The 9,764-nt window shown below is 68.7% G+C and carries 11 protein-coding genes; 8 read left to right on the top strand and 3 right to left on the bottom strand.

Annotated elements, in window-relative coordinates:
• From pdxT to ADBZ6I_RS12940, 6 genes are all read left to right on the top strand, one after another.
• Positions 1–592: pyridoxal 5'-phosphate synthase glutaminase subunit PdxT (pdxT, locus tag ADBZ6I_RS12915; RefSeq protein WP_526384439.1), on the top strand; the 592-nt coding region annotated here is incomplete at its 5' end.
• A gap of 153 nt (positions 593–745) precedes the next feature.
• A complete protein-coding gene (locus ADBZ6I_RS12920; protein WP_526384441.1) occupies positions 746–1,501 on the top strand; it encodes a YebC/PmpR family DNA-binding transcriptional regulator in 756 nt (251 codons plus the stop codon).
• Positions 1,502–1,607: 106 nt separating this feature from the next.
• A complete protein-coding gene (gene ruvC / locus ADBZ6I_RS12925; protein ID WP_526384443.1) occupies positions 1,608–2,165 on the top strand; it encodes a crossover junction endodeoxyribonuclease RuvC in 558 nt (185 codons plus the stop codon).
• A complete protein-coding gene (ruvA, locus tag ADBZ6I_RS12930; protein ID WP_526384445.1) occupies positions 2,162–2,752 on the top strand; it encodes a Holliday junction branch migration protein RuvA in 591 nt (196 codons plus the stop codon). Before ruvC ends, ruvA begins: the two co-directional genes overlap by 4 nt.
• Positions 2,753–2,888: 136 nt before the next feature.
• Positions 2,889–3,956, top strand: coding sequence for a Holliday junction branch migration DNA helicase RuvB (gene ruvB, locus ADBZ6I_RS12935; RefSeq protein ID WP_526384447.1), 1,068 nt, complete (start codon positions 2,889–2,891; stop codon positions 3,954–3,956).
• Between the two features lie 97 nt (positions 3,957–4,053).
• Positions 4,054–4,728, top strand: coding sequence for a hypothetical protein (locus ADBZ6I_RS12940; protein ID WP_526384449.1), 675 nt, complete (start codon positions 4,054–4,056; stop codon positions 4,726–4,728).
• Positions 4,729–4,767: 39 nt separating this feature from the next.
• Here ADBZ6I_RS12940 and ADBZ6I_RS12945 read toward each other — a convergent pair whose 3' ends face one another.
• From ADBZ6I_RS12945 to ADBZ6I_RS12955, 3 genes are read right to left on the bottom strand one after another with little or no spacing between them, the layout of a single operon-like run.
• Positions 4,768–6,108 carry an NAD-dependent succinate-semialdehyde dehydrogenase gene (locus ADBZ6I_RS12945; RefSeq protein WP_526384451.1) on the bottom strand — a complete coding sequence of 447 codons (1,341 nt, stop codon included), beginning with the start codon at positions 6,106–6,108 and terminating at the stop codon, positions 4,768–4,770.
• A 27-nt stretch (positions 6,109–6,135) separates the two neighbouring features.
• Positions 6,136–7,476 (bottom strand): 4-aminobutyrate--2-oxoglutarate transaminase, encoded by a 1,341-nt coding sequence (gabT, locus tag ADBZ6I_RS12950; protein WP_526384453.1) that lies wholly within the window; start codon positions 7,474–7,476, stop codon positions 6,136–6,138.
• Between the two features lie 59 nt (positions 7,477–7,535).
• Positions 7,536–7,769, bottom strand: a complete 234-nt coding sequence (locus ADBZ6I_RS12955; protein WP_526384455.1) for a hypothetical protein — start codon at positions 7,767–7,769, stop codon at positions 7,536–7,538.
• 139 nt (positions 7,770–7,908) lie between these two features.
• On the opposite strand from ADBZ6I_RS12955, the gene yajC reads away from it, so the two are divergent.
• Entirely contained in the window at positions 7,909–8,250 is a 342-nt protein-coding gene (gene yajC, locus ADBZ6I_RS12960) for a preprotein translocase subunit YajC (protein WP_526384457.1), read from the top strand.
• An 80-nt stretch (positions 8,251–8,330) separates the two neighbouring features.
• Positions 8,331–9,764 (top strand): protein translocase subunit SecD (secD, locus tag ADBZ6I_RS12965; RefSeq protein WP_526384459.1); only part of this gene is annotated, 1,434 nt, incomplete at its 3' end.

Raw genomic sequence — 9,764 nt, forward strand, 5'->3', positions numbered from 1 at the left:
GAGCGGTCCGACTGTCGGGGTGCTCGCCCTGCAGGGCGACACCCGCGAACACTTCGCCGCCTTGCGGGAGGCCGGGGCTGATGCCTGCACGGTGCGCCGGCGCAGCGAACTCGACGCGGTGGACGCCCTGGTGATCCCCGGCGGGGAGTCCACGGCAATCAGCCTGCTGCTGCGAGAATTCGGCTTGCTCGAACCGCTGCGGGAGCGACTGGCCGCCGGCATGCCGGCCTACGGCTCCTGCGCCGGAATGATCCTGCTGGCCAGCGAGATCCTCGACGCCGGCGCGCCTGGCCGGGAGGCGGTGCCGCTGGGCGGCATCGATATGACGGTGCGCCGCAACGCCTTCGGCAGGCAGGTGGACTCCTTCGAGGACGACATCGACTTCCGCGGACTCGACGGCCCCGCGCACGCGGTGTTCATCCGGGCCCCATGGGTGGAGCGCGTCGGCCCGGATGTGGAGGTGCTCGCACGCTCCGGAGGTCACATCGTCGCGGTCCGGCAGGGCCGGGTGCTGGCCACCGCGTTCCACCCGGAGATCACCGGCGACCGCAGGGTGCACAAGCTGTTCGTCGACATGGTCGGCGCCCCGTAAAACACACCCCTCATTGAGTGAGGAGTCAGGCAGCGGGCTACCCGCACTTTGTGTGCCTAGCTCCTCACTCGATGCGCGGACCGGTCGGTGTGGGCTCAGCAGTAGAATCGTCGGCGCATTGACCGGCACGGACTGCAGACAGGCGAGGGGCTAATGAGCGGCCATTCCAAGTGGGCTACCACCAAGCACAAGAAGGCCGTCGTCGACGCCAAGCGCGGCAAGATGTTCGCCAAGCTGATCAAGAACATCGAGGTCGCGGCACGTACCGGCGGCGGTGACCCGAACGGGAATCCCACGCTCTGGGATGCCATCGCCAAGGCCAAGAAGACCTCGGTGCCCAACGACAACATCGAACGGGCCCGAAAGCGCGGCGCCGGTGAAGAAGCCGGTGGCGCCGACTGGCAGAACATCACCTACGAGGGATACGGCCCCAATGGTGTCGCGGTCCTCATCGAATGCCTCACCGACAACCGCAACCGGGCCGCCGGCGAGGTCCGGGTCGCGATGACCCGCAACGGTGGCAATATGGCCGACCCCGGCTCAGTGTCCTACCTGTTCCACCGCAAGGGTGTGATCACGCTGGAGAAGAACGGCCTGAGCGAGGATGACGTCCTGCTGGCCGTGCTGGAGGCCGGCGCGGAGGAGGTCAACGACCTCGACGACAGCTGGGAAATCATCTGCGAGCCGACCGACCTAGTGGCGGTGCGCACCGCGCTGAAGGACGCCGGCATCGACTACGACTCCGCCGACGCCAGCTTCCAGCCGTCGGTCAGCGTGGAGGTGGATCTGGAGTGCGCCCGCAAGGTCCTCAAGCTGGTCGACGCTCTGGAGGACAGCGACGACGTGCAGGACGTCTACACCAATATGGACATCCCCGACGACGTCGCCGCCCAGCTCGACGACGACTGACGACGATGCGCTGCGAGGACTGACCCGCCCGCGTGTCATTGGCCCGCTCTGTCACCGCCCGCCGCTAAGCTATCGAACAACTGTTCGTAGGCTGAGAGGCGCTCAAGTGCGGGTGATGGGTGTCGACCCCGGTCTGACCCGCTGCGGGCTGTCGGTGATCGAGAGCCGCGGTGCGCGCCAGGTCATCGCCCTGGACGTCGACGTCGTGCGCACTCCCTCCGATGACCCGCTCGCTCAACGCCTGCTGGCCATCAGCGACGTCGTCGAACACTGGATGGACACCCATCTGCCCGATGTCATCGCCATCGAGCGGGTGTTCGCCAATCACAACGCCAACACCGCGATGGGCACCGCGCAGGCGGGCGGGGTGATCGCGCTGGCCGCCGCGCGACGGCACATCGACGTTCACTTCCACACCCCCAGCGAGGTGAAAGCCGCTGTGACCGGCAACGGTCGCGCCGACAAGGCGCAGGTGACCGCCATGGTCACCAAAATCCTTCAGCTGCAACAGAAGCCCACCCCGGCCGACGCCGCCGACGCGCTTGCGCTGGCCATCTGCCACTGCTGGCGGGCGCCGATGATCGCCCGGATGGCCAAGGCGGAAGAGATGGCCGCCGCGCAACGGCGGGCCTATCAGGCCAAGCTCAAGGCGGTCCGGGCGTGATCGCCTCGGTGCGCGGCGAAGTCGTCGACGTCGCCCTCGACCACGCTGTCGTCGAGGCGGCCGGCGTCGGCTACAAGGTGATGGCCACCCCGTCGACCCTGGCCACGTTGCGCCGGGGTTCGGAGGCCCGGCTGATCACCGCGATGATCGTGCGCGAAGACTCCATGACGCTCTACGGGTTCGCCGACGGCGAGGCCCGCGACCTGTTCCTGGTCCTGCTCGGGGTGTCCGGGGTGGGCCCGAAGATCGCGCTGGCCACCCTGGCCGTCTACGACTCCGCGGCGTTGCGTCAGGCATTGGCCGACGGCGATGTGGCGGCGCTGACCCGGGTGCCCGGCATCGGCAAACGTGGCGCCGAGCGGATGGTCCTGGAGCTGCGCGACAAGGTCGGTGCGCTGCCCGGGGCCTCCGGCATCTCCTCGGTGATCGGTCATGCCGTCCGCAGCCCCGTGGTGGAAGCCCTTGTAGGTCTTGGCTTTCCGGTCAAGCAGGCCGAAGATGCGTGCGACAAGGTGCTGGCCGGCGACCCGGACGCCAGCACGTCGAGCGCGCTGCGCGCGGCGCTGTCGCTGCTGGGGAAGAAGTAATGCGATGAGCCGCTTGCGCGAAGAGCGGGGAGCAGCGATGAGCCGCTTGCGCGAAGAGCGGGGAGCAGCGATGAGCCGCTTGCGCGAAGAGCGGGGAGCAGCGATGAGCCGCTTGCGCGAAGAGCGGGCGATCTAGATGGGCCGGTTCGAGGAGGACGGTGAGGACAGCGTCGAAGACCGGGAGGTCTCCGCGGCGCTGACGGTCGGCGAGGGCGACATCGACGCCAGCCTGCGGCCGCGGTCGCTGGGGGAGTTCATCGGCCAGCCGCGGGTGCGCGAGCAACTGCAGTTGGTCATCGAGGGTGCTAAAAACCGCGGCGGCACACCGGATCACATCCTGCTGTCCGGCCCGCCCGGGTTGGGCAAGACGTCGCTGGCGATGATCATCGCCCAGGAGCTCGGCTCCTCACTGCGGATCACCTCCGGCCCCGCGCTGGAACGGGCCGGTGACCTGGCGGCCATGCTGTCCAACCTCATCGAGGGCGACGTGCTGTTCATCGACGAGATCCATCGCATCGCCCGGCCGGCCGAGGAGATGCTGTATCTGGCCATGGAGGACTTCCGCGTCGACGTGGTCGTCGGGAAAGGCCCTGGGGCGACGTCCATTCCGTTGGAGGTGGCGCCCTTCACGCTGGTCGGGGCCACCACCCGCTCGGGGGCGCTGACCGGACCGCTGCGCGACCGCTTCGGCTTCACCGCGCACATGGACTTCTACGAACCCGCCGAACTGGAACAGGTGCTGCACCGCTCGGCGGGCATCCTGGGCATCGACCTCGGCCAGGAGGCGAGCGCGGAGATCGCCCGGCGCTCGCGGGGGACACCACGCATCGCCAACCGACTGCTGCGCCGGGTCCGCGACTACGCCGAGGTGCGCGCCGACGGCGTCATCACCCGCGACGTCGCCAAGGCCGCGCTGGCGGTCTACGACGTCGACGAACTCGGGTTGGACCGGCTGGACCGGGCGGTGCTCTCGGCGCTCACCCGCAGCTTCGGTGGCGGCCCGGTCGGAGTCTCGACACTGGCGGTGGCGGTCGGCGAAGAAGCCGCCACGGTGGAGGAAGTGTGCGAACCGTTCCTGGTGCGCGCCGGGATGATCGCCCGGACGCCCCGCGGCCGGGTGGCGACGTCGCTGGCGTGGACCCACCTTGGCCTGACCCCACCGCCCGGGGCCGGTGCGCTGGGTCAGCCGCCGCTGTTCGACTGACCGCCTCCGGTTGGCCGGTTAGGCCCCCGGGGGCCAGGGGTACCCGACGCCCATGAGTGCGGCGCGCCCGGCGTCGCGCTACGTTCAGGGAGGCCTCATGACAGTTTCAGACCGCCGGCTGGAAACCCGCGCGGGCCGGATGCGGATTCCCCGCAGTCGCGGCGCGATGAGCGGAATTTTGCTGGTCCTGCTGGGTTTGTGGGGGGCGCTGATTCCGTTCGTCGGCCCCTACTTCGACTTCGCCTATGACCCGAATACGTCGTGGACGTGGACTGCGGCCCGCGGCTGGCTGCAGGTGCTTCCGGGTGCGGTCACCGTCCTGGGCGGGCTGATGCTGATGCTGTCGCGCAACCGGGCGACCGCCCTGTTCGGCGGCTGGCTCGCCGTCATGGCAGGCGCCTGGTTCGTCGTCGGGCGGTTGTTCGCCACGCCGCTGGGGCTGGGTGGCTTCGGCGCGCCGGTGCCCACCAGCCAGACCGGCCTGGTCCTGCTCGAACTGGCCCTCTTCACCGGTTTGGGATCCATGATCATCGCCCTCGGCGGGATGGCGCTCGGCCGGCTGTCGGTCCGTAGCGTGCGGGACATCAGCTACGCGCAGCGCTCGGTGGACACCTACCGGCCGGCGCCGGTGACCCAGGAGCGGGCCGCTGTCGCGGCGTCCGAGGAGGGCGCCGAGCCGATGGACGAGTACCGGCCGGCGCCGGCGCAACGGGAGCGGCTGCACCGCGACTGGCGTCACCCGTTCGGCGGATCACGCCCGGTCCCGCACTAACCGGGCGGGAGGCGCAATCCCGACCCCGACAGCGGATAACTACGAGACGGTGCGGATGAGTTTCTTGTTGACGAACTCGTCGATGCCGAACCGGCCCAGTTCGCGTCCGAAACCGGAGCGCTTCACCCCGCCGAACGGGAGCTCGACACCTTCGGCGCCGACGCAGTTGATGAAAACCATTCCGGCATCGATCTTGTCGGCCACTCGCTTGGCCTGCTCGGCGTCGGTGGTGAACACATAGGAGCCCAGGCCGAACGGGGTGTCGTTGGCCACCCGCAAGGCGTCGTCCTCGGAATCGACCTTGTACAACGTGGCCACCGGGCCGAACAGCTCCTCGCGGTAGGAGGGCGAGTCGGGCGACACACCGGTCAGCACCGCGGGCGGGAAGAAGGCGCCGTTGCGCTCGCCCGCGGAAACCACGTGGGCGCCATCGGCGACAGCCCGGTCGACCTGCTCGGCCAGCCGCTCGGCGGCGGCTGCCGAGGACAGCGGCGCAATGCCGTCGGCGATCTCCATCACCTTCTTGGTGAACCGGTCGGCGAAGTCGTCGTACAAGTCGGCCACCACGATGAACCGCTTCGCGGCGTTGCAGGCCTGGCCGGTGTTCTCGAACCGGCCGGCCACGGCGGCCTCGACGGTGGCATCAAGGTCGTCGGTGCTGAGCACGATGAACGGGTCGGATCCGCCGAGTTCGAGCACCACCTTCTTGAGGTTGCGGCCGGCGATCTCGGCGACCGCGGCGCCGGCACGCTCCGAGCCGGTCAGTGAGACGCCCTGAACCCGCGGGTCGGCGATGGCATCGGCGATCTGCTCATTGGTCGCGTAGACGTTGACATAAGCCCCCTTGGGGAACCCGGCGTCGTCGAAGATCTGCTGGATGGCCTCGGCCGACTCCGGGCACTGCGGGGCGTGCTTGAGCACGATGGTGTTGCCCAGCACCAGGTTTGGTCCGGCGAACCGGGCCACCTGGTAGTAGGGGTAGTTCCACGGCATGATGCCCAGCAGAACCCCCACCGGGCCGCGTCGGATCACCGCGCTGCCGCCGCCGTCGAGCAGGTCGATCGGCTCGTCGGCCAGGAATTTCTCGGCGTGATCGGCGTAGTAGTCGTAGATCATCGCGCTGAAGTCCACCTCGCCCAGCGATTGCTCGACGGGCTTGCCCATTTCGCGGTTGATGATGTCGGCCAGCTTCTCCCGGCGTTCGGTGTGCAGCTGGGCGACCTTTTTCATCAGCGCCGCGCGCTGGGCCACCGTCGAATTCTTCGACCACTCGCGGAAGGCTGTGTGGGCGGCGGTCAGCGCCTGCTCCATCTCGGCGTCGGTCGCGGTCGGGTACTCCCGTTCCACCGTGCCGGTTGCCGGATTGACTACTGCGTACATGGTGTCTCCTTGTGAGAAGTTGGCGTGTCAGAGGTCGGCGAGAATGCCCGCGAGGACGTCGAGGCCCTCGTTGAGCAGGTCGTCGCCGATGGTCAGTGGCGGCAGGAAGCGCAGCACATTGCCGAACGTCCCGCAGCTGAGCACGATGACACCCTGGGCGTGGGCGGCCGCACACAGAGCTTTGGTGAGATCCGGATCCGGTTCGGCGGTGCCCGATTTCACCAATTCGACGGCGATCATGGCGCCGCGGCCCCGGACGTCGCCGATGCGGTCGTCGTCGGCCTGCAAGCGGCCCAGCCGATCCTTCATCAGCCGCTCGATCTCCTTGGCACGGTCCAGCAGGCCGTCGGTCTCGATGGTCTCGATGGTGGCCAGCGCCGCCGCACAGGCCAGCGGGTTGCCGCCGTAGGTGCCGCCGACGCCGCTGACGTGGGTGGCGTCCATGATCTCGGCGCGCCCGGTCACCCCGGACAGCGGCAGGCCGTCGGCGATGCCCTTGGCGGTGACGATCAGATCGGGCTCGATGCCCTCGTCCTCACAGGCGAACATCTGGCCCGTTCGGGCGAACCCGCTCTGCACCTCGTCGGCGATGAACACCACATCGTTGTCGGAGCACCAGGCCCGCAACGCCGGAAGGAAGCCCGGTGCGGGCACGATGAACCCGCCCTCACCCTGAACCGGCTCGATGATGACCGCGGCGAGGTTGGCCGCACCGACCTGCTTGTCGATCACCGTCAGCGCCCGCTCGGCGGCCAGTTCGCCGTTGGTGGCCCATTCTTTATCGATCAGGCCGTCGCGGTAGGGGTAGGACATCGGAGCCCGGTAGATCTCCGGCGCGAACGGCCCGAACCCGCTCTTGTAGGGCATCGACTTCGCGGTCAGCCCCATGGTCAGGTTGGTGCGGCCGTGGTAGGCGTGGTCGAACGCCACCACGGCCTGCTTTCCGCTGTACACGCGAGCGATTTTCACCGCGTTCTCCACCGCCTCGGCGCCGGAGTTGAACAGCGCGGTCCGCTTGTCGAACGAGCCGGGCGTCAGCCGGTTGAGGTGCTCGGCGACGGCGACGTATCCCTCGTACGGGGTGACCATGAAGCAGGTGTGGGTGAAGTCGGCCACCTGATCGCGCACCGCATCGACGACCCGCGGTGAGGCGTTGCCGATCGTGGTCACCGCGATGCCCGACCCGAGGTCGATGAACCGGTTGCCGTCGACGTCTTCGAGGATGCCGCCGCCGGCGCGGGCAGCGAACACCGGCATCGTGGTGCCGACGCCGCGGGACACCGACGCGACCTTGCGTTTGGCCAGTTCGGTGGAGTTCGGGCCAGGGATGGCGGTGACGAGTTGACGGGTCTGCTCGATGGTGCTCACGGGTATCTCCTCCGCAGCGCTGCGGCGCTGGACAGACGGTTGAAAGGGGTGAGATGAGCCTAGTCGGATGACGCCGCCGCGCAACGGGAAAAGCGGTGGTGAAGGCCGAGGCCGGCCGCCGCCGCAGTCGGGGCCGGTGCATCGGGTGGCCCAGCGCCACAGCGGCGGCCAGTGTTCACCGATCCGGCGCGCCGGGCGGTGTCGAGCACCCGCCGAACCACCTCGTCGGCAACGGGCTCGTCGCGGAATTCCCGGACCGCGCCGGTACTACGCGGTGTCGCGATCAGGTCCATGGCGGTATTGTCCGCGCAGCGGTGCGTCAGCGCCGTCATGAGCCGCCCAGATGAGCCAATGGCACACTGGTCTGCACAGGGGGACCTGCGTTGCCGGTCTCGCCGTGACCAAACCCCGGACCGAAAGACACGCATCACCATGGATCTACTCAGTCTGCTGCCCCTCTTCATCATCATGGGCGCGTTCCTGTTCTTCGCCTCGCGGCGGCAGCGGAAGGCCCTGCAGGCCACCATCGACCTGCATGAGTCGCTGCACGTCGGCGACCAGGTGCACACCACGTCCGGCCTGCGGGGCACCATCACCGCCATCAACGACGACACCGTGGACCTGGAAATCGCTCCGGGGGTGGTCACCCGCTGGATGAAGCTGGCCATCCGCGACCGCGTCGAGGCCGAAGTGCCCGAGATCGACGACGCCGGCCCGGTGAACCGGGTGGCCCAGCCGATCGACGGCGACGCGGACCGCCTCACCCGCGACTGACACCATCATCACCCGTACTCTTTGCGGGGAGCGTGAGCCGCCGCGGGCTGCCCGCGGCACACAACTAGGAGAATCGACACGTGGCATCGTCACCGGCGCCGGTGCGTCCGTACCGCTACCTGGCGCTGTTCCTGGCCCTGCTGATCGGCGTCTACCTGCTGATCTTCACGACTGGGGATAAGCAGGCCAAGCCCAAGTTGGGTATCGACCTTCAGGGCGGCACCCGCGTGACGCTCACGGCGCGCACTCCGGACGGCTCCAAGCCCACCCGCGAGGCCCTCGACCAGGCCCAGGAGATCATCAGTGCGCGCGTCAACGGCCTGGGCGTCTCCGGTTCCGAGGTGGTCATCGACGGCGACAACCTGGTCATCACCGTGCCGGGTAACGACGGCACCGAGGCCCGTAACCTGGGCCAGACCGCACGGCTGTTCATCCGGCCGGTGATCGGCCAGCCCATTCCGGTCGAGGCGATCAAGAACCCACCGAAGACGCCGGGCGCGCCAGGCGGGCCGGGCGCGCCGCCGCCCGGAGCGGCGGGAGCACCTCCACCACCGCCTCCGGGCGAAGCACCGCCGCCACCTCCTGCTGAGTCCGCCCCGGCCTCGCCGGCGCCGCAGCCGCGCCCGTTCCCGCTGGAGCCGACTCCGTCACCAGCACCCCCTGCGCCGCCGGCCGGTCAGCCCGCACCGCCGCCGGGGACTCCCGGTCAGCCCGCGCCGCCCGTGCCGCCGGACCCGCGCAAGGACCTCGCCGCGCGAATCAAGTTCGAGAAGGATCTGCGCCAGAGCACCAACCAGAACCTGCTGCTGCTCTCGGTGCAGTACATGGCCGGGCGCTGCGACCAGGAAGACGTCCTGGCCGGCAACGATGATCCCAACCTGCCGCTGGTGACCTGCTCGCAGGACAAGAAGTACATCTACATCCTGGACAAGTCGATGATCAGCGGCGACCAGATCGCGACCGCTTCCTCCGGGTTCGATCAGCAAGGCGGCGCCTACGTCGTCGACCTGGAGTTCAAGGATGACGCCGCCAAGACCTGGGGCGACTTCACCGCCGCGAACATCGGCACCCAGACCGCGTTCACGCTGGACTCCCAGGTGGTCAGCGCACCGCAGATCCGCGAGGCCATTCCAGGCGGGCGGACCCAGATCTCCGGCGGTGACCCGCCGTTCACCGTCGAGTCGTCCAAGAGCCTGGCCAACGTCCTCAAGTACGGCTCTCTGCCGCTGTCCTTCGAGTCCTCAGAAGCCGAAACGGTCTCGGCCACACTGGGATTGACCTCGCTGCGGGCCGGTCTGATCGCCGGCGCCATCGGTGTGGCAATGGTGCTGCTGTATTCGCTGGCCTACTACCGGGTGCTCGGGTTCCTCACCCTGCTGTCGCTGGCGGCCTCCGGTGCGATGGTGTACGGGATTCTGGTGCTGCTGGGCCGCTACATCAACTACACCCTGGACCTGGCCGGCATCGCCGGTCTGATCATCGGCATCGGTACCACCGCCGACTCCTTCGTGGTG

Source organism: Mycobacterium sp., assembly GCF_044342925.1.
Classification (GTDB): Bacteria; Actinomycetota; Actinomycetes; order Mycobacteriales; family Mycobacteriaceae; genus Mycobacterium.

Excerpts from the sequence above, each read along its gene's own strand:
- ADBZ6I_RS12940 (WP_526384449.1), top strand. The coding sequence starts at position 4,054 with ATGACAGTTTCAGACCGCCGGCTGGAAACCCGCGCGGGCCGGATGCGG.
- ADBZ6I_RS12945 (WP_526384451.1), bottom strand. The coding sequence starts at position 6,108 with ATGTACGCAGTAGTCAATCCGGCAACCGGCACGGTGGAACGGGAGTAC.
- yajC (WP_526384457.1), top strand. The coding sequence starts at position 7,909 with ATGGATCTACTCAGTCTGCTGCCCCTCTTCATCATCATGGGCGCGTTC.
- ADBZ6I_RS12920 (WP_526384441.1), top strand. The coding sequence starts at position 746 with ATGAGCGGCCATTCCAAGTGGGCTACCACCAAGCACAAGAAGGCCGTC.
- ruvB (WP_526384447.1), top strand. The coding sequence starts at position 2,889 with ATGGGCCGGTTCGAGGAGGACGGTGAGGACAGCGTCGAAGACCGGGAG.
- ADBZ6I_RS12955 (WP_526384455.1), bottom strand. The coding sequence starts at position 7,769 with ATGGACCTGATCGCGACACCGCGTAGTACCGGCGCGGTCCGGGAATTC.